Consider the following 26,113-nt stretch of genomic DNA (forward strand, 5'->3'; position numbering starts at 1 on the left):
GGGTGATCAGTCCTTTCCGGCGAGGTCGCGCACGACCTGCTCGTCGACGTCCACGCCGAGACCGGGCCCGGCGGGTAGGGGGAAGTGGTCGGGGCGGACCTCCAACGGGGTCCGCAGCACGCGCTGGCCGACCTCGGTCGAGGTGGGCTGGTACTCGAAGACCAGCAGCTCCTCGACGGCCGCGCCCACGTGCAGCCCGGCGGCGAGCGCGACGCCGAGCCCGACGGAGTGGTGCGGCGCCACGGGGACGTGGGCGGCCGCGCACAGCTCGCCGATCGCCATCGCCTCCGTGATGCCGGTGCGGGCCACGTCCGGCTGGGCGATCTCCAGCGCGCCGGCACGCAGCCAGCGGGCGAACTCCCAGCGGTTGCGCAGCGTCTCGCCCACCGCCAGCGGCAGCGGCGACCGTGCGCCGAGCCGGACGTGGCCGTCCTCGTCCTCGGGCGCCAGCGGCGCCTCCAGGAACCAGCAGCCGCGCTCGGCCAGCCCCGCCGCCAGCCGCCGCGCCTCGGCGGGACCGTACGCCCAGTGCGCGTCGACGGCGACCCGCAGCGCGGGCGCGGCGGCCCGGACGGCGTCCACCGTGGCGAGGTCGGCGTCCACCCCGTGGCCCAGGTGCAGCTTGACGCCGCGCGCGCCCCGGGCCGCCCAGTCGGCGGCCAGCTCGCCGCGCTCCGCGTCGGTGGTGCGGGGCAGCCCCGAGACATAGGTGGGCAGCCGGTCCCGGAACGCCCCGCCGAGCAGCGCCGCGACGGGCGCGCCGCGCAGCCGGCCGGCCAGGTCCCACAGCGCGATGTCGACGGCGGCCAGCGCGTCCGCCTGGTGGCCCACGAGATGCCCGCGCTCGCGCATCAGGTCCCGCAGCGCCACCCAGTTCGAGCGCGGCGCCAGGGCGTCGCGGCCGCGCAGCACCGGGGCGAGCAGCAGGTCGACGACGGCCGCCGGCACCTCGGGGGCGACCGGCGCCAGCGCCTCGCCCCAGCCCGCGGTGCCGTCCTCGGCGACCACCTTGACCAGCAGGGTCTCGAACCGCCGCGAGTAGAGGCTGCGCCAGGGCGCGCGCACCTGGTAGCCGGCCGGTACCTCGGAGCCGTCCGGCAGGGCGCCGAGGTACGCCTCGTCGTGGAAGACCTTGAGGACGAACGTCTCGACCGAGGCGATCTGCATGTGCTCATCCATTCTGCGGTTGGACCCTTGCGTTGAGCGGATAGCCTAATGCAGTATCCACATCACAACGCAAGTGTTTCGGATGCAGGGGAGCAGACAGTGGCCGGGGAGCAGGGCACGAGCACCAACCAGAGCGTCGAACGCGCCGCCGCCGTCCTCGCGGCGTTCCACGACGGACAGCCGCTGCGGGTCGCCGACGTCGCCACCCGCGCCGGGCTCGGCCAGTCCACGACGTCCCGGATGCTCGCGACGCTCGAAGCCCTGGAGTACGTGGAGCGCGACGCCGCCTCCGGGCTCTACCGGCTCGGCACCGGGCTGATCACCCTGGCCGGCTCGGCGCTCAACCAGCACCCCGTCTACCGCGCCTCCCGCCGTCACGCCCAGGAGGCCGCCGCGCTGCTCGGGCTCGGCGTCAACGTCTCCGTGCAGCACCGGGGCACCGTCTTCTACCTCGCCAACTACGAGGGGGCGCTGGCGCCCAAGTCGATGACGCTCGCCGGGCAGCGCAACGCCCTGCACGCCACCGGCATGGGCAAGTGCCTGCTGGTGGGCACCACCCCCGAGGAGCGCCGCGCGATGCTGCCCGAGCTGCCGAGGTTCACCGCCCGGACCGTCGGCGCCCACGAGGAGCTGGACGCGCAGGTCGACCTGGTCCTGGAGCGCGGTTACGCCACGGAGGTCGAGGAGCTCGCCCTGGGCCGTGCCTGCGTGGCCGCGCCCATCCGGGACGCCGCCGGCGAGGTCGTCGCCGCGCTGTCGATCTCCGGCTCGCTCTCCGCGATCGATCTCGACCGCCGCGAGGGCGAGTTGGCCGGCCGCGTGATCGAGACGGCCGACGAGGTCAGCACCGCCCTGGGCTACACCGGCCCCGCCGTCTACCCGCACCACGGGCCGGCCGCCGCGCCCCGCACCCTCGGCGGCGGTGCCTGATGGCGCCGGCCCGGCAGCGCCCCGCCGGCCCGTCCCGGCGGCGCGTGCTCACCCTCGGCCTCGCCGCGACGGCCGGCGCCGCGCTCGCCGGCTGCGGTTCGGGCGGGGGGTCCGCCGGCGGGAAGACCGTGCTGGAGTTCCCCTCCTGGCAGGCCGCCGAGGGCTCCTTCGCGCTCTGGTGGCGCGAGCTGATCGCCGCCTTCGAGGAGGCCCACCCGGACGTCGAGGTGGACTTCTACTCCATCCCGTACGACAGCTACGTCGACCAGCTCACCATCCGGTTCGCCGCCGGCGACCGCCCCGAGATCACGCATCTGCCGGCGCGCAACGCCGCCGAGTTCGCCGGCCGGGGCTGGCTCACCTCGCTGGCGGACCGGCTGCGCGGCACCGACATCCCGCGCACCTGGACCCCGTTGCAGGAGGAGATGCGGCTGAACGGCGAGGACCACGGCGTCCTGCTGCTCGGCTACGGCTACACCCTGTACTACAACGAGCGGCTGCTGGAGTCCGTCGGCGCCGGGGTCCCCACCACCCCCGAGGAGCTGATCTCCGCCGCCGAGGCGATCACCGGCGACGGCGTCTACGGCTTCGGCGCCACGACGACCCCCAACCCCGACAACTACACCGAGCTGGCCGCCTTCGTCGTCGGCAACGGCGGGACGCTCTCCACCGACGACGGCGGCTTCACCGCCGACTCCGACGCGGCGATCGCCGGCCTTGACCTCTACCGCAGGGCCCTCGCCCAGGCGCCGCGCGGCATCCAGGGGCAGCAGCGCAACGAACTGTTCCTCACCGGGAAGATCGCGATGCTGCTGGACGGACCGTTCCTGCTCAACGAGCTGAGCGGCGCCTCCGAGGCGCACCGCCCCCACCTCAAGGTCGCCCGCGCGCCGTTCCCCCACGTCCCCGGCGGCGTCTCCAACAGCATCCACATGCCCGCCGGCATCGAGGGGCGCAAGGCGGACGCCGTCTGGGACCTCATCGCCCTGGCCTCCTCTCCCGAGTGGCAGCGCCGCTACACCGAGGTGACCCTCAACCCCGCCCCCCGGGAGGACTCGGCCACCGCGCGGGCCCTGGAGGAGACCCCGGAGCTGGCGCTCTTCCAGCGGCTCGCGGACGAGGCCGTGTCGATCTTCCCCGGGCACCAGACCCACCGGGAGCGCTTCGGCCGGGTCAGCGACCTCGTGTCGGCCGCCGCCACCTCCCTGATCACCACCGACGAGCCGACCGCCTCGATCGCCGCCCACCTCCAGGACGAGCTCGAAGCGGCGATGGAGTCCTGATGACCACCGAACGGCAGCGCGCCCCGCGCGCCACCCCCGAGCCCTCCCCGGCGTTGCGCCGCGCGCACCGCGCCCGCGACCTCTTCGCCTATCTGACGCTCTCGCCGACCCTCGCCGTCGTCGGGCTGCTGATGGCCTACCCGCTCTATGTGGCGATCGACCTCAGCCTGCGCGGCGGCCAGATCTCCGACCTGCTCAACCTGGAGCAGAACCCGCTCACGGTCGACAACTACGGCGACATCCTGACCGATCCGGGACTGGTCGACGACATCGTGCGGTCGATCGTCTACACCCTGGGCGTCGTCCTGCCGGCCTTCGCCCTCGGCCTGGGCCTCGCCCTCCTGCTCAACCGCGCCTTCCCCGGGCGCCGGATCATCCGGCCGCTGGTCCTGCTGCCCTGGGCGGTGCCCGGCGTCGTGGTGGCCGCCGCGTTCAGCTGGATGCTCGACGCCTCCTACGGCGTGGTCAACCACCTGCTGCGCTCGGCCGGGATCATCGACGGCAACGTCGCCTGGCTCGTCGACGAGAACACCGCCATGTTCGCCGTCATCCTGCCGACGATCTGGAAGTACTACCCGTTCTTCATCCTGGTGCTGCTGGCCCAACTCCAGTCGGTGCCGAACGAGTTGTACGAGGCCGCCCGGATGGACGGCGCCTCGCCGCTGCGCCAGTTCGCGCACGTGACCTGGCCCGCCATCCGGCCCGCCGCCACGTTGGCCATCGTGATCACCGGCATCGGCGTCTTCCGCGAGTTCGACTTCATCTACCCGCTCACCGGCGGGGGGCCCAACGAGGCCACCCAGACGCTCGCCATCCGGATCTACAACGAGGCGTTCCAGTTCTTCGAGATGGGCGCCGCCGCCGCGCTCGGCATCGTGACCATGGCGATCTGCGGCGTCCTGCTGACGGCCGCCGGCCGGTCCGTGCGCCGCCAGTTCGGCTGATCCGGCCCGCCACCACAGGAGCAACCCATGTCCACCACCCCCTCCGCGCCCCGCCGGTGGTCGCTGCTCGCGCTGGCGATCGCGGTCACCGCCGTGCTGATGTTCCCCATCTACTGGATGATCATGACCTCGGTCGTTCCCTCGGAACGCCTGCTGGTCTCCGACCCGCCGCTGCTCCCGCCCGCCGACGCCGCCTCGCTCGACGCCTACGCCTCCGTGCTCAGCGACGTGCCCGTCATGGAGTGGATGTGGAACTCCACCCTCACCACCCTCGGCGCCGCCATCCTCTCCACGGTCGTCTCCACCCTCGGCGGCTACAGCCTCTCCCGCTTCCGCACCAGGGGCCAGCAGGCGATGGGCTTCACCCTGCTCTTCAGCCGGATGCTGCCCGGCACCCTGCTGATCATCCCGATCTTCGTCCTCTTCGCCAACTTCGGCATGGTGAACAACCTCTGGTCGGTCACGCTCGTCAACACCGCCGCCACCGTCCCGTTCACCACCTGGCTGATGAAGGGCTTCGTCGACGCCGTGCCCGTGGAGATCGAGCAGGCCGCGATGATCGACGGCTGCGGCAGGGCCGGGGCGCTGTGGCGGGTGATCGTCCCGCTGCTGAAGCCGGGCATCGCCGCGACGTTCACCTACGCCTCGATCCTCACCTGGGGCGACTTCCTCTTCGCCCGCACCCTCATGGGCAACCCCGACGGCTGGACCGTCACCGTCGGCATCGCCTCCTTCATCGGCGAGTTCAGCGTCGACTGGTCGGGACTGATGGCCGTCGGCCTCATCTCGATGGTCCCCATGGTGATCCTCTTCCTCCTCCTCGAACCCTTCCTCACCAAGGGCATGGCCAACGGCTCGGTGAAGGGATGACCGCCGCCGCTCCCGGAGGCGTCGTCGCCATCGTGCGGCTGCGCGCCGCGCCGCCCGACGCGCTCCACGACGTCCTGGTGGACGCCGGCGTCCACGCGCTGGAGGTCACCCTCACCACCCCGGGCGCCGAGGCCGCCCTCGCGCGGTGGCGCGCCGCCGGGGGGCCGGCGGCGGTCGGCGCGGGCACGGTGCGCACGCCCGAGGACGTGCGTCGCGCGGTGGGCGCCGGCGCCCAGTTCCTGGTCACCCCCACCACCTCGCCCGCCGTCCTCGACGCGGCGGGCGAGGCCGGGGTGCCCGTGCTCTGCGGCGCGCTGACCCCCACGGAGATCGAGACGGCCTGGCGCCTGGGCGCCGCGGCGGTCAAGGTCTTCCCCGCCGACACGGCCGGCGCCCACGACTACGTCCGCGCCGTCCGCGCCCCGCTCCCCGACATCCCGCTGCTCCCGACCGGCGGCGTCGACGCCCCGGCCGCCCGGGGCTACGCGGCGCTCGGCTGCCACGGGGTCGGCGTCGGCTCCTCCCTCGTCAGCGCCGCCGCCACCACCCCCGCCGCCCTCGCGTCCCTCCGCACCCGCGCGGCGGCACTGACGGCGGCGTGGCGGGAGGGGGCCCGCGAGGGCGCGTGAGCGGAGGCGCGGATCAGAAGTGCGGGTCGAGCGAGGACCCCCACTGGATCTCCTGGGAGTCGTACAGGAACCAGTAGTCGGTGAGCAGCGCCTCGTCCCAGTCCGGGGTGTCGGGGTGGAGCGTCGACTGCTGGACGTGGTAGCCGTCCCCGGGGATGAGGCAGTCCTTCCACGTGTAGGTGTCGGCGCCCAGGTGCATCGGGCGCTCGCCGGCGCCGAGGATCGACCAGGTGCAGTCGCCGGTCGCGACCCCGAGGCGGAGGTCGCGTGGCCGGCGTCGTACGCACCGGTGCGCGCCGGCGAGGCCGCCCGGGCGACCGACGCCCGGGCGGTCCGTCGTCCGCCTCGGGACCAACGCGAATGCCGCCGACCTCCTGCCGACCCGTCATGCGGAGGTGCGCATTCCGCCTGTCGAATTCGACGCGCCGGCCGACGTGCGGCCACAAGCCCCAGCTCCCGGCCGCCGGACGACCGCCGCGTCGCGTCCGGGGCGGGGCGGTCGTTGGCCGGAAAGCCGTCCTTGTGTGGGCGGGGCGACGGCGGGATGCTCGTCGCGTGCACTTGTCATGAACACGTGACCGGTGTGTACCCCTCTCACGAAACCTTGGACCTCAACCAGGAGGAAACAAGCGTGACGAACAGACGCAAGTCCGCCCGGCGCCTCACCATGGCCGTCACCGGTGTCGCGGCACTGCTGGCCGGATCGTTCACCATGTCGCAGGCGAACGCCCAGTCCCAGAGCTTCACTCCGGACACCCTGTCCTCGCAGGCGGCCGTCGAGCTGGCGACCACCCTGGACGAGACGCTGTCCGCCGACACGGCCGGCACCTTCTACGACGCCGAGACGGAAACCCTCGTGGTGAACGTCACGGACGGTTCCGCCATCGCCGAGGTCCAGGCCACCGGCGCCGAGGCGCGCGTGGTGGAGCACTCCATGACCGAGCTGGAGGCGGCGGCCGGCGAGGTCGAGGAGTACGCCGTGCCCGGCACGGCGTGGGGCATCGACCCCGTCGCCAACGCCGTCAAGGTGACGGTGGACTCCACCGTCACCGGCGACGCGCTCACCGAACTCCAGGACACCGTGGCCGACCTGGGCGGCCAGGCCGTCCTGGAGCAGGTCGACGGCGAGTTCTCCCCGTACATCGCGGGCGGCGACGCCATCTACCGCTCCGGCGCCCGCTGCTCGCTCGGCTTCAACGTCACCATCGGCGGCCAGCGCGGCTTCCTGACGGCCGGTCACTGCGGCTCGGCCGGCAGCAGCTGGTCGGCCTCCTCCGGCGGCTCGTCGTTCGGCACGCTGAGCACCAGCGTCTTCCCCGGCTCCGACTACGCCGCGGGCCGGTACAGCTCCAGCATCTCCAGCCCCAGCGCGGTCAACCTGTACAACGGCACCGCGCGCTCCATCACCGGCGCGGCCAACCCGGTCGTCGGCCAGACCGTCACCCGGTCCGGCTCGACCACGGGCGTCACGAGCGGCAGGGTCACCGCCCTCAACGTCTCGGTCACCTACCCGCAGGGCACGGTGCGCGGCACCATCCAGACGACCGTCTGCGCCGAGCCGGGCGACAGCGGCGGCGCCCTCTTCTCGGGCAACACCGCGCACGGCCTCACCTCGGGCGGCAGCGGCAACTGCTCCAGCGGCGGCACCACCTTCTTCCAGCCGGTGGTCGCCGCGCTGAACGCGGTGGGCGCCACGATCCCGTAACGGCCGGCCCTCCGTCGGCAGGCGGCACACGACCTCAGGGGCCGCCAGGCACCTGACGAGACGCCCGGCCGGGACCCCCGGCCGGGCGTCTCACGCTTCCCCCACAGAACGCGCCCCGCCACCGGGACCGGACCCCGCGAAGGCGCCCCGCCGCCCCGCTTCCGAGGGCCGCGCCGCCCGGCGGAAGCCCTCGCGCGGCCTCACTCCCGGTCGTTGGGGATCGGGCAGTTGGCCTCCGGCGCCGCGCCGGTCGGCCAGGCCAGCCCTTCGAAGCGGATGCCCCGTTCGGCGGGGTCGAGCCGCACGATGGAGACCGCCTTGTTGTACGACCGTCCGTAGGCGTCGAGGCAGATCCAACCGCTGGCGCCGTGGATGAAGTTGCCCGGGTCACCGTGCATCCGCGACCAGGCGTTCGCCACCGCGTCCAGGGGCGGGACCGCGCTCTCGGACGTCACCGAGTTCCGGATGCCCTCCACGGCGGTCGTCACCGCGTCGTGCATCGTGATCGCCCGCGAGTCCGACAGGTCGAGCCCGGTCAGCCCCACCCTGTCTCGCGCTGCGAGCAGTTCGTTGAAGTCCGCCTCCGAACCCCCGGTGGCCGGCGCCTCCTCGGACCTCCAGGCGTCCGGGTGGGCGTTGCTGGTGTACCGCACCGTCACGCTTCCGCTCTCCAACCCCTCCCAGTCGAGCTTCTCGTCGGTGATGAGCGTGGAGGCGCCGGAGATCGTGATCACCTGGTAGTCCTTGTCCTGGCAGCCGCGTCCGACCAGCGCGTTCACGAAGAGCCTGAGCTGGACGTTGCGCCCGGCGAAATACACCGTGTCCACGTCGGTCATGTTGCAGATGCTGTTGACCATGGCCTGGAACTCGTTGGCGAGATTGCCCTCGTCGTTGATGTTCGGCGGGGAGCGGAACGTCTCGGGGGCGTGCGCCGCGTCCCGTGTCCGTTCCTGGTAGACCTCCCGCAGCGAGCTGATGTAGTCGTCCTCCTCGCGCAGATCCTCGACCAGCAGTGTGCGCGAGGGGTCGATGTCGCCGAAGAAGGACGCCAGCGCCGCCGCCTGGTCGCTGTTGTCGGCGATCACCCTCGCCAGCCCCGGGTACGAGCCCTCCGGGTCGTTCTCCAGGCCGTCCGCGGTGAGGGGGCCCACGACCACCGGGATGCCATGGTCGCGGGTGAGTTCCCGCACGGCCGCGCTGGTCTCGTCGGTGCTGACGTTGAGCCCGGTGACGGCGCGCAGCCGCTCCTGCGGCGAGTCCGCCAGTTCGGCGAGCCGGTCGGTCACGACGGACCACTGCTCGCTGTGTTCCCCCGTGTTGCCCACGACGAGACGGATGCCGGGCCGTTCCGCCTCCCGGTTGGCGCGGTACTGCGCGAGATGGGCGCCCTGCAACTCCGAGACCATCTGCTGCTGTTCGATGGCGTCCGGCGAGGTGAAGGGCAGGATGAAGGCCACCGTCACATACGGCACCTCCTCGTCCGCCCACTCGCGTTCCACCCGCTCGTTCTCCGTCTTGACCAGGTCCAGCGACTCCCTGAGGTACTCGGCGAAGACATAGGAGCCGTCCGTGACGCCCACACACTCTCCGCCCTCGGTCTCCCGGACGATGCCCTCGTCCTCGTCGCAGGTCAGGTCGGGGAGTACGAGACTGACGACGCCCCACCCGCCCGCGAGCACGAGGGCGAGGGAGAGCAGGATCCCGATCGCCCGCAGGCGGCGCCGGGTCTTCCACCCCAGGTCGTTCCACCGGCGCCGCAGCTTCGCCCACGACTCCCGTCCCGTCGATGGCCTCACGGTTCGACTCCTCTCGGTGGTGGCAGGTGGGGTGCCTGAACTCCCCTTCTCAGCGCGCCGTACCAGACCCTGGCGAGAGCCTCGATGACGCCCCGCTCTCTGTTGTGGGAGTGCAGTTGCACCGAGACGTGGTGGAACGTGTCGGGCAGCTCGTCGGTGGTCGGCACCGGCGCGAGCGGGCCGCTGTGCCGCCAGACGTAGGTCACCAGGCGTCGGACCATGTCGTGCGCTTCCTGGTGGTGCACGGTCTCGCAGGAGGGGCAGCCCAGGCCGTCGTCGGTCACCGGCACCACCCCGGCGGGCGGCCTCGGCGCCGCGCAGATCGCGTTGACGGCGGCGAGCCACTCCTCGGGGCCGCTCCTGGTCAGCCGGTGGTGCAGACAGCGCACGACGCTGGCCAGATCGTGCAGGGCGAGCGTGTGGTGGAGATACGGCACGCTGTGCTCCGCCGCGCCCGGCGGCAGTTCCCTGAGGTTGTACAACGACCGCAGGAACAGATGCGTGCGGGTCCACCGACCGGCCGCCTCCTCCGACGCCGAGGCCGTCAGGCGGTGCAGCAACAGGGTCCGCAGCCCCTGGTCCGCCACGAACGGCGCGCGGCCCTCGACGAGTTCCCCCGAGGGCCAGGGCCAGGGCCGCCTGTGCCAGTGGGCGGCGGCCAACTCCCTGCTCAGCGCGACGAAACGGGCCTCCGCCTCCAACGGCGTCCGCACGCGCGGCGGGGTCCTGGCGCGCCACAGCCTGTGGGCCGCCCGGGAATCCAGGGCGGGGGCCAGCAGCGTCAGATCCTCGCGCGTGTCCGCCTCGGGAAGCAGACGCAGCAGCAACTCGTCCGCGTACGACCCGGCGTCGCCGGCCGTCCCCGGGGCCGGCGAGAGGCCGTGCTCGCCCCGCGCCGCGTCCACCAGATGGCGCACGCATCCGGCCCGCCCCGCGCTGAACCGCGCCACGGGCCACTGGAGGGAGGCGGGCAGGCCGCGCCCGGTGAGCATGGCGCGGATGTTCTTCTGGGACAGGGGCGGCAGGGCCAGCCGCACCGCCCCGCCGTCCGGCCAGCCCTGGCCGAGCAGCGCCAGCGGGCCGGGCCGTGGCTCCCGCCCGTCGTCGAGCTGGGTGGCCACGACGACGGGACGCGTGGTGACCAGGTCGTAGTGCGGGAGCAGGAGCCGGAGCAGGGCGCGTCCCGGCTCGGCGTGGACGTTGTCCAGCAGGATCAGCGGCCGCTTCGCGCCGTTGCCCAGCCGCTTCCTGGTGTAGTAGGCGTCGATGTCGTCGAGGAAGGCCGCGACCAGATCCTCCTCGGCGTCGATCCTGGTGTCCTCGCCGCGGAACTGCGCGTGGAAGGCGATCAGGAGCCAGAGGTTGCTGCTGTGGTGGACGCCCCTGCGGCGCATCCGCGCGCCCCACCAGGAGAACGGTGCCTCGTCCAGCCCGGTGGACTCCAGCAGCGGCCTGGCGGTGTCGACGACGAGGCCGGAGATCGGCTCGGGCAGCCCGGTCACGGCTCCCAGATGGGTGACCAGCACGTCGAAGAGGGCGGCGAAACGGCGCCTGCGCTCACGCCGTGAGGCGTTCGGCTGCATCTGCTCCAGCCACGTGCCCAGTCGCTCCAGTTCCCTGCGGTAGTCGGCGGGCAGCACACCCTCCTCGCCCTCGTCCCCCTCACCGCCCTCCTCGTCCTCCCCGGAGGCGTCGGAGCGGAGGGGGCGCCAGGCGGTGGCCATCAACAGGCCGAGCGACAGCCGGGGGAACTCGATGCGGTGCATACCGGGGACGTCCGCGCCCAGCCGTGCCGCCAGCAGGAAGAGCAGATGGGTCACCAGGGAACCGGTGCTGCCGACATGCGCTCTGACGTCGGCGAGCCCAGGCTGACCGAAGCCCGGATGGGCCAGGTCCACCGAGGCCGTCGGCGTGCGCCCGGTGTACTGGGCCTCCAGGTCGCGGAGTACGGCGCTCTTGCCGCTGAGCCGGCCTCCCAGCAGTTGGACGACCGGACCGGGGACCGGCTTACCGCGCGGCGCTTCGGGATGGTCGTTCCCGAGGACCATGCGGGGCACCAGCAGCCCGGTCAGGGGCGTGAGGCCGTACAAGGGTTCCGATAAACCATTCGGAGAATTCGATCGCGCGTTCACCACTCTCCCCCTCGAACCGCGCGACGCGCGGCCTGAAACACCTGCGTGAGGGGGCTCGGAATCGGCGGACGCACACTTCCCCCCTCGTCGCGTGCCCCCGAAGGCATCCTAGTGTTCCCCCTGTTGTCCGGGTGCGGTCCCGGAAAAGTTCTCGGACGGGAAAGGGAATCGCGAGGGGCCGGTGGGAACTCCGTTGCGAAAGGGGCGGGTGGGGCGCCGTTGCCACGGCAATGCGCGGACCGGGTACGTGCCGTCGTGGTCGCGTCGCCGGGGGGCGCGTGCCCGCTTTCAGGCGTGGAGGAGTGCGAGGTCGCGCCAGTGCCCTTCGCCGGCGGCGCGTTCCTCGGCGGCGGTGCCGGTGGAAGAATGCCGTCAGCCGCGACAGACCCCGGCGCGGTCTCGCCTTCCGCTACGACGAGAAACCGCGCCCGCATTCCTCGCCGCACTTCCCCTCGCGGTCGTGTTCATCCGGTCCGCGTCAGGAGTCCCGCGAAAGAGAGGCCCTAGTCCAGGAGAGGGGGCGGGAAGTCCGCGCAGCCGCTGTAATCGGCGGTGGCGGAGAGGGGCGTGTCGGAGGGGTAGAGGGTGGCCTCGACGGAGTAGGTCAGGAAACAGTCGTCGGTCGGATAGGGGTATTCGAGGGCGACGAACTCGCTGGGCCCGGCCAGGTCGTCGGAGATTCGGACGTCCTGGAAGGCGCCGTCCACATACCAGTCCACGACGACCCAGGAGTCCGCGTCGATGCCGTCCACCCCGATCTCGGCGTACCCCATTTCGCAGGCGCAGGAGTCGTCGTAGAGCGTGACGAAACTGAGGATCTCGATGCTGGCCGAGGCGTTGTCCCGGGCGTCGTGCGTGTCGCCGGTGGGAGGCGGCTCCTCGACCGCCTCCTCGGTGGTGGGGTCGGGTTCGGGCTCCGGTTCCGGCTCCGGCTCCGGTTCGGGCATGTCGGGTTCGTCCGCGGTGGAGGGTTCCGGGTCCGGCGTCCGGGGCGTGCGCGAGGAGGCGGTCTGCTGGTCGCCAGGCGCGGCGCCGTCGGCGTGCTCGTCGTCGGAGCCGCCGCCGCTGGAGAGGACGGCGATCAGGACGACGGCCAGCGCCGCGGCGGCCACGGTGCCCACGGCCGCGAGGGCGGCGCGGCGGGCGCCGTTGCCGGGGCCGCCCGGCCGGGGGGCCGGCCGGTGCGGCGGGGCGGTGGTCAGCGGCCCGGGGACCGGTGCGGACATGATCCGCGGCGGAACGAGCGGCGGCAGGGCGGGTGCCGGTGCGGCCGGCGGCGGGCCCGGGGCGACCAGGTGGGTGGGGAGCCAGCCGTCGCCGGGGAGGTGGTCTGCCAGGCCCATCGCCGCGGCCAGCTCCCGGCAGGACTCGACGAGGGCTGCCGGGTCCGGGCGGTCGTCGGGGTCCTTGGCCAGGCAGGCGCCGAGCAGGTCGCGCAACTCGGCCGGGCAGCCGGCCAGATCGGGTTCCTCGTTGATGATCCGGTAGAGGAGCGCGGGGGTGGCACCCTCGCCGAACGGGTGGCTGCCGGCGGCGGCGAACGCGGCGGTCAGGCCCAGCGCGAACACGTCCACCGCGGCCGTCACCGAGCCGTGGCCCACGATCTGTTCCGGCGCCATGAACGCCGGGGTGCCGACGCGGGACTCGGCGCTGGTCAGCGAGGTGGCGTCGGCGGCCCGCGCGATGCCGAAGTCGATCACGGCCGGCCCGTCCGCGGCCAGCAGCACGTTGCCCGGCTTGAGGTCGCGGTGGACGACCTCGGCCGCGTGGATGGTCGCCAGCGCGTCGGCGACCGCGGCGATCAGCCGGACCACCGCGTCGGGCGGCAGCGGACCGTGCGAGGCCACAGCCGCCAGCAACGAGGGGCCCGGCACGTACTCCGTGGCCAGCCAGGGCACTGCGGCGTCGGTGTCGCTGGCGACGAGCGGGACCAGGAACCGGCCGTGCACCCGCCGGGCCGCCTTGACCTCGTGTTCGAACCGCCGCCGGAAGAGCGGGTCTTCGGCGAGCTGGGTGTGCACCAGCTTGAGCGCGACGGGGCGGCCGTCCGGGGCGGTGGAGAGGTAGACGGTGCCCATGCCGCCGGTACCGAGACGGCCGTGGAGGGCGTGGCCGGCGACCTCGCGCGGGTCCTGCGGTTGGAGCGGCCGGACCTGGTCGGCGGGCGGCGGGCCGGACGTCGGGTCGGGCGTCGGACCGGCCCCTGGTTCCGTCACGCGGGTGTCCCCCTCACTGCGTGGTCGGCGGTGGGCGCCACCGGGTGTAGGTCATCGTACGGCGGGTCGGGCGGCGTCCGTCCACGGGCGTGGACGACGGTCGGTGGCGGCGGCGGACCGGGGTGGCGCCTCGTCACAGGCGCAGGGTGAACCGGCGGCAGACGTGGACGCGCGAGAACTCCGCCCTCAACCGCTCCTCGTCGTCCAGGTCGGCGTTCAGGAAGACGGCCATCGGTCTCAGTCCCGGACGCCGGCTCTCCACGGCTCGGTCCGCCTCGCCGGGCGAGGTGTAGTGGTGCGCGTAGACGTGCAGGTAGTGGCTGCTCTCGGTGAACCCCATGGCTCGATACCAGCGCAGGGTGTCGGGGTGGTCCCGCGTCCAGGCGTCGAGCGCGTTCAGGTTCAGGGCACGGGCGCGGGCTCGGGCCTCCGCGAGGAGGGCCCGGCCGTGTCCCCGGTGCTGGTGGTCGGGGTGGACGGCGACCGTGTCGATGGTGGCCAGGTCGTCGTCGACCGTGACGTCCATGGCGCCGAGCACGGCCCCGGAACCGTCCGTGGCGACCAGCTCGAAGCCCGGCGGAGGGATCTGGGGCTTCGTCTGGTCGACGTCGTCGAAGTAGGGGGTGTCGAGGAAGGAGAGCACCCGGCAGCGGAGCCATGAGGTCTCGTCCGCGGGGGTGTAGTCACGGATGACACGGGTCACGTTCGTGGTCCTCGTTCGTCGTGGTGTGCAACGGCGCGTGGTCACGAGTCGGCCGGGTCATGGTCGCCAGGGTAAGCGTGAACTCGCGGGCCCACACGTGGGTTTCGCGGTGTTCGCCACGGCAGAGGGGCGTCGAGTCGGCGGCCCGCCGGCACCGTTGGGAGTGCCATGAGGCGGATCGGCGTGTTGGCCGGCCGTGTGCGGCGGCGGCGGGAACGCACCGTGGAACGGGGCGTCCCGGCGCGCGTCGGGGCCCTCGCGTCCGTCGAGTCGCCAGCCGCTGCCGCGGGTGGCTGGGTGTGTTGTCCCGGCACGTTGGTGACACGGCGACGCCGGCGGTGCCCGCCTCGGCGGTCACGGGGTGGGCGACCGCGTTGCCGGTCGCGCCGGACGGTGCGAGCGCGCGGCGCCGCCGCGCGCTCCACCTGCACTGTCGCGGCCTCAGCTGGCGCGACCGGGACGGCCGCGCCGCTCCCCGGCGCGTCCGGAACTCCCCGGCCCCGACCACCCGCTCCCGCGCTCCGAGGCGCCGGAAGACGCTCCCGCGCGCCCGCGGCGGATCACAGGGTCGCGGCGGCGCGTGACCTGCGGGCCTGCTTCCCGCAGTCCCCGCCACCCGCTTGTGTCACCCCGCGGCGGGCGGGCGGAACGCTTGCCCCCGGATCGCGGCGGACGATCTGGGTACGTATGTCGTGGAAGCTCGACGAAACTCGACGAAGCTCGTGGAAGCCGTCAGCGGGGGGCCGTTGACCAGCCCGCGCGGTGCCGGTCCGGCTGACGCCAAGCCAGGCGACAGCCCATCACATGAAGGTCGGCGACAGTGCGTCGTCGGCTTTGACGCTCTGTCTCCGCCCTTTCTATGATCATCTTAGTTCTTTGTCTGGAGGTAGGTCATGGCGCGCGCGTCCGACTGGAGCCCGGTGGACATGGACAGGGACCCCACCCCTGGCGATCCGGACGAGGTACGGGAACTGGCCGATGACCTACAGGAGTTCGCCGACGACGTCGGTGAGGCGCTCGGCAAGATCCGTGGCCTGGCCTCGGAGCGTGCGGTGCTGGACTGGGCGGGGCTGTCGGCGGACGCCTTCCGCGCCGAGTTCGATGGGGTGCCGGACAACCTGACCAAGTTGGAGGAGAGCTACTCCCTCTGCGCGGCGGCCCTCCAGACCTACTGGCCGAAGCTGCAGACCGCGCAGGGCATGGCGGACCGGGCGTTGGACCGGGCGATCTCCGCGCAGGCCGACCTGGCGAGCGCCCAGTCGGCTCTCGGTGACGCGCAGGACTGGGTGGGGCGGGCCGGCGACGAGGCCGAGCGGCTGCAACGCGAGGGGGAACGGGAGAACGTCGAGCCGCCGGACGAGGACGACGTCCGTGCCGCGACGCGTGACCGCCAGGCCGCCGAGGCGGCGGCCGGCGTGGCCCAGAGCCGGGTGAACGACGCTGAGGAGCGGCTGTCCGCTGCCCGTCAACTCGCCCAGGAGGCCCTGGAGATGCGGGAGGAGGCCGCACGGGTCTGCGCCCAGGACATCGAGGAAGCCTCCGACGCCGGTATCCAGAACAAGAAGTGGTGGGAGAAGGTCATCGAGTGGGTGACGGACGCCTGGGAGACGCTCGTCGCCGTCTGCAAGGTGATCGTCGCCGTCCTCGGTATCGTCGTCCTGATCATCGGCGGACCGCTGGCCTGGGTCGTGCTGGCCGCCGCCGTGGTCGTCCTCGCCGACACGTTGATCAAGTTCGCACAGGGGAAAGCGGGGCTGCTCGACGTCGCGTTCGCCGCGCTCGACTGCATCCCCGGGATGAAGGGCCTGACGACGCTGGGCGGTCTGGCCCGTGGGCTGCGGGGCGGACTGTCGGCCGCGCGCAACGGTCTGCGAACCATCGGCGACGGTATCCGTCGGCTGGGCCCGACGCTGCGGCAAGGCGCCTCCGACCTCTACTCCTCCGCTGTCGACTTCGTGAAGCGGCTCAAGTGCCGCGACCCGGTCGACCCCTGCACCGGGGACATGATCCTCCAGGAGACCGACCTGAACCTGCCGGCCGTGCTGCCGCTGGTCCTCGACCGGACCCACGTCTCCTCCTACCGGCACGGCGGCTGGTTCGGACACGCGTGGGCCTCCACGCTGGACCAGCGGCTGGAGATCGACGACCAGGGTGTGTGCTACGCCGCGCCCGACGGCGCGATCCTGGTGTACCCGGTGCCCCGTCCCAACGAGGACGTGCCGCCGCTGGCCGGCGCGCGGCGCACCCTGCGCTGGGACGGTCGGGCCGGAGGCGAGTTCCAGCTGAGCGACCCGGTCGAGGGCCACACGTTGCACTTCGTGCCGGTCCCCGGGATGCGGCAGCGGGCCGAGGTCACCACCCTCCCCCTGACCGCCGTCACCAGCCGCAACGGCCAACGCATCGACATCGACCGCGCGTCCGACGGCACCCCGCTGGCGCTGCGCCACTCCGCCGGCTACCACATCGCGGTGGAGACCCGGGACGCTCGCATATCCGCGCTCAGACTCCAGGCGACCGGTGAGGAGTTGGTGCGCTACGGGTACGACGACGCGGGCCGTCTCACGGAGATACGCGACCCGGCGGGCGTCCCGGTGCGTTTCCACTATGACGGCGAGGGCCGGGTCACCGGGTGGGTGGACCGACTGGGCACCGCCTACGACTACGAGTTCGACGCCCATGGCCGGGTGGTGCGGGTCGCCGGCTCCGAGGGCCTGCTCGCCGGCACCTTCTCCTATGACCGCGCCCGACGGGTCACCGAGGTGACCGACTCCCAGGGCCAGACCACCCGTTACCAGTTCAACGAGTTCTCCCAACTCGTCAGCGAGACCGATCCGCTGGGCCACGAGTCGGTCAGCGAGCAGGATCCCGTGCACGGGGTCATCGCCCGCACCGACCCCTTGGGCCGCACCACGCGCTTCACCTACGACGCACGCGGCAACCTCACCGGCACCACGCTTCCGGACGGCGCCACCAGCACGCTCACCTTCAACGACCTGGGATTGCCTACTTCGTTGACGGAGCCGGGCGGCCTCCGGTGGGAGCAGACCTACGACGCCTCCGGCAACCGCCTGTCCTCCACCGACCCGGTGGGCGCGACCACCCTTTACGAGTACGACGAGAACGGCGGCCTGAGCGCCGTCACCGACGCCCTGGGAGCGGTCACCCGGATCGAGGCGGACGCCGCCGGCCTACCCCGGAGGGTGACCGACCCGTTGGGTGCCACGACCAGCTACCGGCGCGACGCCCTGGGCCGGGTCACCTCCGTCACCGACCCGGCCGGCACGACCCACTACACGTGGACCATCGACGGAAAGCCCACGTCACGCACCCGTCCGGACGGGACCGTGGAGCACTGGAGCTGGGACGGCCAGGGCAACCTGGTCGCCCACACCGACCCCGCCGGCCAGGTCACCCACTTCGAGATCGGCCACTTCGGCCTGGTCCGCGCCCAGATCGAACCGGACGGCAGCCGACTGGAGTTCACCCACGACACCGAGCTGCGACTGGTCGGTGTGACCAACCAGCTCGGCCTGACCTGGACCTACACCTACGACGCGGCGGGCCGACTGGTCCGGGAGCAGGACTTCGACGGCCGCGTCCTGCGCTATGCCCATGACCCGGCCGGCCAGTTGGTCGCGCGCACCAACGGCGCCGGTCAGACCCTCCGCTTCGAGCACGACATCCGTGGCCAAGTCACCGCCGTGCACGCGGAGGAGCACACCACCACCTACGCCCGCGACGAAGCCGGCCACCTCGTCCAGGCCGTCGCGCCCGGGGCCGAACTCCGCCTGGACCGTGACGCGTTGGGGCAGGTCCTCTCGGAGACATGCAACGGGCGCACCCTGACCAACACCTACGACGTCCTCGGCCGCCGTACCGAGCGCCGCACACCGCACGGCGCGGTCAGTCACTGGACCCACGACGCGGCCTCCCGCCCCACCGCACTTGTCACGGCCGGCGGCGACAGCCTCTCCTTCACGCACGATGCGAGCGGCCGGGAGACGGCCCGGCAGGTCGGCCGGGGCACCACGCTCACCCAGGACTGGGACAGCGCCCAACGCCTCACCGGCCAGACTCTGTCCGTCGGGGGCGCAACGATCCACCACCGCACCTTCCGCTACGCCCCCACCGGCGCCCTCGCCTCGCTCACCGACCCGGACGGCACCCGCGACGTGACCACCGACGCCGTCGGGCGCGTCACCGCCGTCCGGGCACGCGGCTGGTCCGAGGGCTACGCCTACGACGCCGCGGGCAACCTGACCAACGCCGCGCTCCCCGAGTCCGGGGGCGCGAGCACGGTGCCCGGCGACGACGGGGACCGCTCCTACCAGGGCACCCGCCTGCGACGCGCCGGCCGGACCTTCTACGAAGACGACGGACAGGGACGCGTCGTCCGCCGGACCCGCAAACTGCTCTCCGGCGGCACCCGATCCTGGACCTACAGGTGGGACGCGGCCGACCGGCTCACCGACCTCACCACCCCCGACGGACACCACTGGCACTACCTCTACGACCCGTTGGGCCGGCGCATCGCCAAACAGCGCCTTGACGACGACGGAAGCGTCATCCGCCAGGTCGACTTCGTCTGGGACGGCAACCGACTCGCCGAACAGGTCGACTCGGCCGATCAGACGTGCCACACCTGGGACTGGAGCCCCGGCAGTCACCGCGTCGTCGCCCAGCGCGAACGCGCCCTGGGGCCTGACTCACCCCAGGAGGAATACGACCGGCGTTTCTACACCATCGTCAGCGATCTGGCCGGCACCCCCACCGAACTGGTGGATGAGGACGGGCGACTCGCCTGGCGCGACCGCCGCACCCTCTGGGGAAGGTCCGCTTCCAGGGACCCCGGCGGCGCCCACTGCCCCCTCAGGTTCCCCGGCCAGTACCTGGACGACGAGTCCGGTCTGCACTACAACCTCTTCCGCTACTACGACCCGGACAACGCCCGCTACCTCACTCCCGACCCCCTCGGCCTGGCCGCGGCACCCAACGCCTACGCCTACGTCCCCGACCCCTGGCGCTGGATCGACCCCCTCGGCCTGGTCTGCGCCGACGCCAACACCGTCCACGGCCACATCGCGGACGTCCGCATCGTCAGCCCGAACGGCACCACGCGGCTGGAGTACGGCTTGTGGAGCGGGCGAACCACCCCGGCCGAGGCAGCGGCGACCACTCCCGGTTACAACCGGCAGGCCATTGCCCACACCGAGCACCGCATCTCGCGCCTGTCCGGAGCCTCCACCGGGCCACGCATCAACATCCCCAACGACCCCTACTTCAACCAGATCCCGGTACAACGTGGTGAAAGCATCTACATCGACGCCGTGCTGCCGCCCTGCAACCGGTGCCAGGGGGCGATGAACCGGATGGTCAACGAGCTGGGGGTCAACGTCACCTACTCTTATGACGGTCCCAAGGGGGCAGGTCAGTGGACACGACAAGCATAGGAAGCCGGACATGAGGATCACCGCCCACGCAGTGGGAGTCGACGACGACGAGTACGACGACGTCCTGGAGGCGGGCTTCGCGGAAGGCGAGGACGGTTCCGGTCTCGCCGTGGCCTTCCAACGAGCGAGGTCGGCCCCCACCCCGTGGCAGGGCGTGCTGCGCGACGAGGACGACCTCTTCGACAACACCTACTGCATCGTCGTCGGAGGAGCCACCGTGTACGGCGGGCTGCTCTCCGTCGAGTTCACCGCGCCCACCGCGCGCTTCCGCTTCGCCCCCGAGGACGCGGCCATCCTCCGGCTTGGAGATTCGGTCCTCGACGTCACGTTCGACGCGAGCCCCGAGGAGCTCGCCGAGTTCACCACCATGCTCCGCCGCGTGGTCACCTGGGGCGCCCCCAGCCAGATCCCCCGACTCACGGGGCTGTAGATCCCCGCACACCGGGGTGAGCGCGGGAAATCCCCGTTCCACCAAGCCTGTTGACGTCCACTGGGGGCGCGAATGAGGGGGAGGGCCCTCGCGCGCTTCGGACACGAGTGAGCTCGTCGACGGCTCACGAGGCCCCGGCCGATGCGGCGTTCCGCGGCGCGTCAGTCGGCCGCCGGGAGGCGAAGCGTGGCGACGGCCCCGCCGTCGGGCGCGTTGGCGAGGGACAGCGACGCCCCGATGACCTGGGCCTGGCCGAGCGCGATGGTCAGCCCCAGGCCGTGGCCCCGGCCGCGTTCTGCCGCCCCGGTGTGGAACCGTCGGGGCCCGTCGGCGAGCAGTTCGCGGGGGAAGCCCGGGCCGTGGTCCCGTATGGTCACGCGGGTCCCCGCCACCTCGACCTCGACGGGGGCGCGACCGTGCCGGTGGGCGTTGACGACCAGGTTGGCGACGATCCTGTCGAGCCGACGCGGGTCGGTCTCGGCTGACAGGGCGCCAGCCGTGCTGAGCCGTGCCGGCAGCCCGGTGCGGGCCAGCGACTCCCCGACCGCCTCGGCGAGCGGAACGGGTCCCAGATCGGCGTGCTCGGCGCCCGCGTCGAGCCGGGAGATCTCCAGCAGGTTCTCCACCAGGGTCCGCAGCACCCCCACCCGGTTTCTGACCAGCTCCGTGGCCTCCCCCTCGGGGAGCAACTCGCTCGCGGTGACCAGGCCCGTCAGCGGGGTGCGCAGTTCGTGGGCGACGTCGGCGGTGAAGCGCTGCTCGGCCAGCAGCCGTGCGTGCAGGCTGTCGGCCATCGCATCGACGGTGGCGGAGATCTCGGCGATCTCGTCGCCGCGGCGGCTGGTGTCCCGCCGGGGTACCTCTGCCCCGCCGCGCCGCCAGGTACGGCCTCCCCCCGGCCCTGGGGGGCCTGGAAGGTGCCCCCGTGCCGCGTTGTCGGGCTCGTCCGGGTACTCCCCGAGGGGCTGGGGGGACCCCCATGCCGACGGGGGCACCCCTCCGTCACCCGGCCGACCGCGCCCGACGACGCGGCTCACGCGCCTCACGCGCCTCACGCGGCGAGGTCCACCGGACGGGGCACCGGCAGCGGTCCTGGCGGCCAGGTCGCCGGCCGCGATCCGTCGTGCGGTCCGCGCCACTCGCCGCAGCCTGCGGTGGGGGAGTTCCGCCGCGAGCACCGACAGCGGTACGACGACGGCCAGCGCGACGAGGGAGTACTTCCACAGGCGCCGGTCCAGGGCCCGCCGGGTGAGCAGGTCGGACGTCATGTCGACCTCCACCGCCACGGGGCCGCCCCGGTACGTCCGCGCCGCCCACATCGAGGGATGATCCCCGGGGCCGTCACCGTCGTACCAGGTGGCATACCCGTCCCGCTGGCCGTGCGGGTCCCGGAGCCGGCGCAGCAGTTCGCCGGGTATGGCCTCGGGCGACGTCCGTAGCCATGCGGGCGGGGCGCCGTCCCGCTCGTAGGCCCCCAGGGCCAGGGACAGCTCCGTCACGGCCTTGGCGCCGCCGTCGTTCATCGACCGGGCCAGGATGCTGCGGTGGACCAGCACCCCGGCGGTCAGCGCGATGGCGCAGCAGGCCACGGTGACGAGCGCCGCGGTCTTCCAGCGCAACGAACGCCAGTTCAGCAGCTCGCGCAGGGTGTTCATGTCAGCGCCGCAACTTGTAGCCGAACCCGCGGACGGTCTCGATCCGCTCCGCTCCGATCTTCCTTCGCAGCCGCTGGACGCACAGGTCCACTACGCGGCTGTCGCCGTGCCAGCCGTAGTCCCACACGTCGCGCAGCAGCGTCCGCCGGTCCAGGACGACGCCGGGGTTCGCGGCGAACTCCAGCAGGAGCCGCAGTTCGGAGGGGGCCAACGCGACCGGTTCGCCCGCGTGGAACACCTCGAGGCCGGCGGTGTCGATGGTCAGGTCGCCGAAGACCAGGGGAGCGGGTTCGGCCGGGCGGGCGGGTTCCTCCGGCCGCGCCGCGGGGCTGAAGGTCGCCCGCCGCAGCAGCGAGCGGATCCGGGCCACCAGCACGGCGGTGTCGACGGGCTTGACCACGTAGTCGTCGGCGCCCGCCTCCAAGCCGGAGACCACGTCCAGGGCGTCGCCGCGCGCGGACATCATCAGGATCGGGTCCATGCTGGTCTCCCGGACCCGACGGCACAGTCCGATGCCGTCGAGTCCGGGCAGCATCACGTCCAGCAGCAGCAGGTCGTGGCGGCCTTCCCGGAACAGTTCGAGTCCGGTCAGCCCGTCACCCGCGGAGGTGACACGGTAGCCGTAGCGCTCCAGCGCCATGGTGACCGATCTGCGGATCACCTCGTCGTCCTCGATGAGCAGGACCGTTACGGGCGCCAGGGTGTTCCCCCCGGCCACTGGAACCGACATCTCTCCCCATCGGACGACGCGGGCGCTGGAGCTCCATCATGCGCCGGGGGACCCCTGCCTGGTGAATCCCGCCTACCTCGCGCCCACGCCGGCGCCGGATCCGCCGGTGAGCGCGCAGCCCTGGCGGGACAGGTCCAGTTGCGATCCCTCGGCCAGGCAGGCCGTGATCGTGTGCACCTGCTGGCCGTAGGCACGGCCCCGCGTGGAGGTCACTTCCCCGTTCCGGTCCACTTCACAGGGGTTGTTGTCCGTGCATTGCTCGCCTTCGGCGTTGTGCGTGTTGTGTATCCCCACGACCGTGGTGCCGTCGGGCGCCAGCAGCGCCGAACCGGAGTCGCCGTACCCGGGGAAGCAGTCTTCGCCGCCGGCGTACCGGATCGAGTCGTTCTGCTGATAGCCGCCCTCCCGCAGGTGCGGGACGACGGCCTCGGCGGTGCAGTGGTGGCGGGCGCCGAGGGACGCCACGGTCAGGGGGTCACCCGCGCGCACGGGCGTGGAGGTGAGCCGGAAGATCCTCGCGCCTTCGGCCTCCAACTGTCCGTAGGTCTTGTCCAGTCGGTAGAGCGCGATGTCGGTGCCGGTCATCGTCGCGTACACCAGCCGTTCCGCGTGGGCGGTGGTCTGGGGATAGCCCTGGCGGTCGGCTATCGACACCCCGCGGTCGGCTGGCTGATCCACGATCGCGGTCCCGGGCTCGGGCCGCTCTCCTTGCACGCAGTGACCGTTGGTCAGCACCAGCGCCGGGTCCCGCGGCCCGGAGGCGGAGGTGCGGACCACCGAGCCCGCACAGCCTTCCAGGTCCACCGAGCCTTCCACGTCCGGAATCTGGTCATCGGGGGGCACGTCGGTGCCACCGATGATGCCGTTGATCCAGTCGACATGCCTGGTGACGTCGGTGAACAGCGTCTTGCCGCTCGCGTCGGGGCCGCTGACCACACCGGCCACGGCCCACTGGTCGCCGTCGCGGACCAGCGCGGGCCCACCGGAGTCCATGTTCGACGCGGCGACGCTGCCGTCGGGGCTGCCGATACACAGCTCTCCGCTGGGCTCGGCCGAGGGGCACGTCGACGTCGGCTGCACCACGGTGTCGGCCTCCCGCAGCCGCGTGGGGAAACACGCCTCGTTGTCGACGTCGTCGCAGGTCATGCCCCAACCCATGATGCGGACCGGCGTGTTGTCCTGCGGCGTGGTCGAGGCGATCCGCACCGGCTCGGCCTGAACCGGGGTCCGCAGACGCAGCAACGCGAGGTCACGGCCCCAGAAGCCCCCCTCGTCGCGGCTGGTCGCCAGCCGGTAGTAGTGGTCGACCTCGGCGACCTCGCCTCCGGAGGTGGTGTCCAGCGACCCGACCCTGACCTTCCAGTCACGGGGGACACCCACCTTCGCGTCGGTCGGGTTCCTGCCGGCGCAGTGACTGGCGGTCAGGACCCACTGCGGCGCGAGGACCGCCACCCCGCAGCCGTGCTGGTCGGCGCGCGGCGGGGCGGGGTAGGACAGTTGGAACGAGCCCATGAACGAGTAGGCACGGGTGGACTCGGTGCCACCCACGACGGCCTGCGACGGCGAGGGGGCCACGAGGATCGCGGCGAGCGCGATCCCCGTCAGCAACGCGCCGACCGCCCTTCGGTACTTCGACATGTGTATGTGTGTCTCCCCTCTCGTCCGCCGCCCGCCACCGCTTCCGGCAGGCCGCCGCCGCGGGACAGCGGTCAGCCGTCCCCGTCCGGCCTCACCCTGGTCCCCGCGGTCCACCAGCGGGTTTCTGCCGCGTATCGGAGGCGACGCGGCAACCGCTCAGTCGTGTATCAACGTGGCCGGGCTGGCGGACGGCGCCCGGGGCGGGGAGACGGGGCGCGGGCCCGCGAAGACCCTTCCCCTTGTAGTCAAGTTTGACTAGCGTGGGGGTATGGCCGAGAAGACGATTCCCCTGCTCCCGTGTCAGACCATCCAGCCCGTCGTCGACTTCTACACGGCTCTCGGTTTCGAGGTGACCTTCGTGCAGAGGAGCCCCAATCCGTTCGCGGTGGTCGAGCGGGGGGACATCGGGCTGCAGTTCTTCGGCATGAAGAAGTACGAGCCCAGCCAGTCGTACAGCACGTGCTACGTCCTCACCGACGACGTGGACGGGCTGTACGAGGCGTTCCGGGCCGGACTCAAGGCCGCGTACGGGAGGATCCCGAGCCGGGGCATTCCGCGGATCGGGCCGCTGAAGGACATGTCCTACGGGGTGCGGCAGTTCCTGATGACCGACCCCGGCGGCAACTGCGTCCGGGTCGGGCAGCCCACCAGCGAGGACCCGAGCCACCGGCCCGCCCCCGAGGAGACCTTCGCGCGAGCGCTGCACAACGCCACGCTCTTCGCCGACTCCAAGGAGGACCCGGCGGGTGCGGCGAAGATCATCGACCGGGTGCTCGCGCTCGACGGCGAGCGGCCGACACCCGCGCAACTCGTACGCCTCCTCGTCCTGCGCGGCGACGTGGCCGGGCGGCTCGGTGACGAGACGACGGCGGTGTCCGCGCTGAAGAAGGCCGCCGCGGTGCGACTCTCCGGCGAGGAACGGCGGTCCGTCAGCGGTGAACTGGAGCGACTGCAGGACCTGACGGGTGCGGAGCCTCAGCTTGAGGTGTGACGACCGAGCCGGATCGCTGGCCGTCGTTCGGTGCGGTCCCCGGCGCGCTGAACCCCGTCCGGCGGTCCGGCCCCGCCTCGTCTCCGAGGGGGTGGGCCCACGCCCGCGGCCTCCAGCGCTCCGAGAGACGCCCGGGGGTTTCTCCGGGGAAGCCGTCCGAAAGGCCGTCGCCGACCTTTGACGCGACCACGCGGCGCACGGATCGAGAAGGAACTGCCGCTGCCCGTCGCACTTCCGCTGGCGTGCGGTCGGTTCGGGCGGCCACCATGGCCGCGTGTGCGTCACGCGACTGCTGGAGCAGATCGAACGGCTCAACCGCGACGACAGCGAAGCGGCGGCGGAGTTCGGCCCTCTCATGCTGGGGCCGCGCGGCGTCGAGATCGACGAGTTGGTGTGCGTGGACGGGCGTACCACGGTCACGTCGTCGCCGCAGATCCGCGAGTTCTACGCGTACGCGACGTGGTGGAGGCACTGCTCGGTGCGGCTGGAATGGCGCGACCCGCACACCACTCGGGAGTGGAATGGGCACGGTCCGGTGCGGGAGATGATCGTCTCCGACACCGCGCCCGGGTTTCTGACGCCGGCTGGCCTCACCCCGTCGTCGACCGTGCTGTTCGCCCTCGACGACCAGGACGCGCCGTTCGAACGCGCCTACTTCACCTTCGACGGACGCGCCGAGCCGCAGGTCGTCTACGCCGGCTCCGAGGTCAGCGTCTTCGACGACCTCACGGGCTATCTGGAGTCCTGGCGACAGACCCTGGGCTGAGCCCGCCAGGTCCGCGAAGGGTGACGCCCGTGTGGGGCGGCCCGCCGCCCGTGAGGGCGGCGGGCGGTCGAAGCGGGC

At 72.5% G+C, this 26,113-nt stretch carries 19 protein-coding genes; 10 read left to right on the plus strand and 9 right to left on the minus strand.

Annotation, left to right across the window (positions count from 1 at the left end):
- Positions 1 to 6: 6 nt before the first annotated feature.
- The gene (locus CRP51_RS13225; RefSeq protein ID WP_245880564.1) at positions 7 to 1,179 is read right to left on the minus strand and encodes a mandelate racemase/muconate lactonizing enzyme family protein; all 1,173 of its coding nucleotides are present in this window, start codon (positions 1,177 to 1,179) and stop codon (positions 7 to 9) included.
- An 87-nt stretch (positions 1,180 to 1,266) separates the two neighbouring features.
- Here CRP51_RS13225 and CRP51_RS13230 point away from each other — a divergent pair, with 87 nt between their 5' ends.
- The 5 genes from CRP51_RS13230 to CRP51_RS13250 are packed head-to-tail and all read left to right on the plus strand — an operon-like array spanning position 1,267 to position 5,823.
- Positions 1,267 to 2,097: an IclR family transcriptional regulator gene (locus CRP51_RS13230; protein WP_097231363.1), complete on the plus strand. Its 831-nt coding sequence runs from the start codon at positions 1,267 to 1,269 to the stop codon at positions 2,095 to 2,097.
- Positions 2,097 to 3,380, plus strand: coding sequence for an ABC transporter substrate-binding protein (locus tag CRP51_RS13235; protein WP_097231364.1), 1,284 nt, complete (start codon positions 2,097 to 2,099; stop codon positions 3,378 to 3,380). Before CRP51_RS13230 ends, CRP51_RS13235 begins: the two co-directional genes overlap by 1 nt.
- On the plus strand, positions 3,380 to 4,324 hold the full coding sequence (locus CRP51_RS13240) for a carbohydrate ABC transporter permease (protein WP_097231365.1): 945 nt from the start codon (positions 3,380 to 3,382) through the stop codon (positions 4,322 to 4,324). The genes CRP51_RS13235 and CRP51_RS13240 overlap by 1 nt, the downstream gene beginning before the upstream one ends.
- 27 nt (positions 4,325 to 4,351) lie before the next feature.
- Entirely contained in the window at positions 4,352 to 5,194 is an 843-nt protein-coding gene (locus CRP51_RS13245; protein WP_097231366.1) for a carbohydrate ABC transporter permease, read from the plus strand.
- Positions 5,191 to 5,823 (plus strand): bifunctional 4-hydroxy-2-oxoglutarate aldolase/2-dehydro-3-deoxy-phosphogluconate aldolase, encoded by a 633-nt coding sequence (locus tag CRP51_RS13250; protein ID WP_097231367.1) that lies wholly within the window; start codon positions 5,191 to 5,193, stop codon positions 5,821 to 5,823. Before CRP51_RS13245 ends, CRP51_RS13250 begins: the two co-directional genes overlap by 4 nt.
- Positions 5,824 to 5,836: 13 nt before the next feature.
- Here the strand turns inward: CRP51_RS13250 and CRP51_RS28485 are convergent, their stop codons facing one another.
- Positions 5,837 to 6,022, minus strand: a complete 186-nt coding sequence (locus tag CRP51_RS28485) for a hypothetical protein (protein WP_141514593.1) — start codon at positions 6,020 to 6,022, stop codon at positions 5,837 to 5,839.
- Positions 6,023 to 6,454: 432 nt separating this feature from the next.
- Between CRP51_RS28485 and CRP51_RS13260 the strand changes: the two genes are divergently transcribed.
- The gene (locus tag CRP51_RS13260; RefSeq protein WP_170970541.1) at positions 6,455 to 7,528 is read left to right on the plus strand and encodes a S1 family peptidase; all 1,074 of its coding nucleotides are present in this window, start codon (positions 6,455 to 6,457) and stop codon (positions 7,526 to 7,528) included.
- 200 nt (positions 7,529 to 7,728) lie between these two features.
- On the opposite strand, the gene CRP51_RS13265 is transcribed toward CRP51_RS13260, so the two are convergent.
- The 4 genes from CRP51_RS13265 to CRP51_RS13280 all read right to left on the minus strand — a co-directional run bounded on the left by CRP51_RS13265 (position 7,729) and on the right by CRP51_RS13280 (position 14,375).
- Entirely contained in the window at positions 7,729 to 9,324 is a 1,596-nt protein-coding gene (locus CRP51_RS13265; RefSeq protein WP_141514594.1) for an ABC transporter substrate-binding protein, read from the minus strand.
- Positions 9,321 to 11,414, minus strand: coding sequence for a hypothetical protein (locus CRP51_RS13270; RefSeq protein ID WP_097231369.1), 2,094 nt, complete (start codon positions 11,412 to 11,414; stop codon positions 9,321 to 9,323). The genes CRP51_RS13265 and CRP51_RS13270 overlap by 4 nt, the downstream gene beginning before the upstream one ends.
- A gap of 545 nt (positions 11,415 to 11,959) precedes the next feature.
- Positions 11,960 to 13,672 carry a serine/threonine-protein kinase gene (locus CRP51_RS29975; protein ID WP_281259651.1) on the minus strand — a complete coding sequence of 571 codons (1,713 nt, stop codon included), beginning with the start codon at positions 13,670 to 13,672 and terminating at the stop codon, positions 11,960 to 11,962.
- 133 nt (positions 13,673 to 13,805) lie between these two features.
- Positions 13,806 to 14,375, minus strand: coding sequence for a GNAT family N-acetyltransferase (locus tag CRP51_RS13280; RefSeq protein ID WP_097231370.1), 570 nt, complete (start codon positions 14,373 to 14,375; stop codon positions 13,806 to 13,808).
- An 893-nt stretch (positions 14,376 to 15,268) separates the two neighbouring features.
- Here CRP51_RS13280 and CRP51_RS13285 point away from each other — a divergent pair.
- Positions 15,269 to 19,825, plus strand: a complete 4,557-nt coding sequence (locus CRP51_RS13285; protein WP_097231371.1) for a DUF6531 domain-containing protein — start codon at positions 15,269 to 15,271, stop codon at positions 19,823 to 19,825.
- A 10-nt stretch (positions 19,826 to 19,835) separates the two neighbouring features.
- Positions 19,836 to 20,255, plus strand: coding sequence for an Imm10 family immunity protein (locus CRP51_RS13290; RefSeq protein ID WP_170970542.1), 420 nt, complete (start codon positions 19,836 to 19,838; stop codon positions 20,253 to 20,255).
- Between the two features lie 161 nt (positions 20,256 to 20,416).
- On the opposite strand, the gene CRP51_RS29515 is transcribed toward CRP51_RS13290, so the two are convergent.
- The 3 genes from CRP51_RS29515 to CRP51_RS13310 form a co-directional block, all read right to left on the minus strand.
- Positions 20,417 to 21,910: a sensor histidine kinase gene (locus CRP51_RS29515; protein WP_245880566.1), complete on the minus strand. Its 1,494-nt coding sequence runs from the start codon at positions 21,908 to 21,910 to the stop codon at positions 20,417 to 20,419.
- Position 21,911: 1 nt separating this feature from the next.
- Positions 21,912 to 22,640: a two-component system response regulator CseB gene (gene cseB, locus CRP51_RS13305; protein WP_097231373.1), complete on the minus strand. Its 729-nt coding sequence runs from the start codon at positions 22,638 to 22,640 to the stop codon at positions 21,912 to 21,914.
- Between the two features lie 72 nt (positions 22,641 to 22,712).
- Positions 22,713 to 24,278: a S1 family serine peptidase gene (locus CRP51_RS13310; RefSeq protein ID WP_097231374.1), complete on the minus strand. Its 1,566-nt coding sequence runs from the start codon at positions 24,276 to 24,278 to the stop codon at positions 22,713 to 22,715.
- A gap of 268 nt (positions 24,279 to 24,546) precedes the next feature.
- Between CRP51_RS13310 and CRP51_RS13315 the strand changes: the two genes are divergently transcribed.
- Both CRP51_RS13315 and CRP51_RS13320 read left to right on the plus strand, forming a co-directional pair.
- Positions 24,547 to 25,269 carry a bleomycin resistance protein gene (locus CRP51_RS13315; RefSeq protein WP_097231375.1) on the plus strand — a complete coding sequence of 241 codons (723 nt, stop codon included), beginning with the start codon at positions 24,547 to 24,549 and terminating at the stop codon, positions 25,267 to 25,269.
- 274 nt (positions 25,270 to 25,543) lie between these two features.
- On the plus strand, positions 25,544 to 26,035 hold the full coding sequence (locus CRP51_RS13320; RefSeq protein WP_097231376.1) for a hypothetical protein: 492 nt from the start codon (positions 25,544 to 25,546) through the stop codon (positions 26,033 to 26,035).
- Positions 26,036 to 26,113 lie beyond the last annotated feature (78 nt).

Origin of the sequence: Streptomyces zhaozhouensis, from assembly GCF_900230195.1 — a bacterium.
Classification (GTDB): domain Bacteria; phylum Actinomycetota; class Actinomycetes; order Streptomycetales; family Streptomycetaceae; genus Streptomyces; species Streptomyces zhaozhouensis.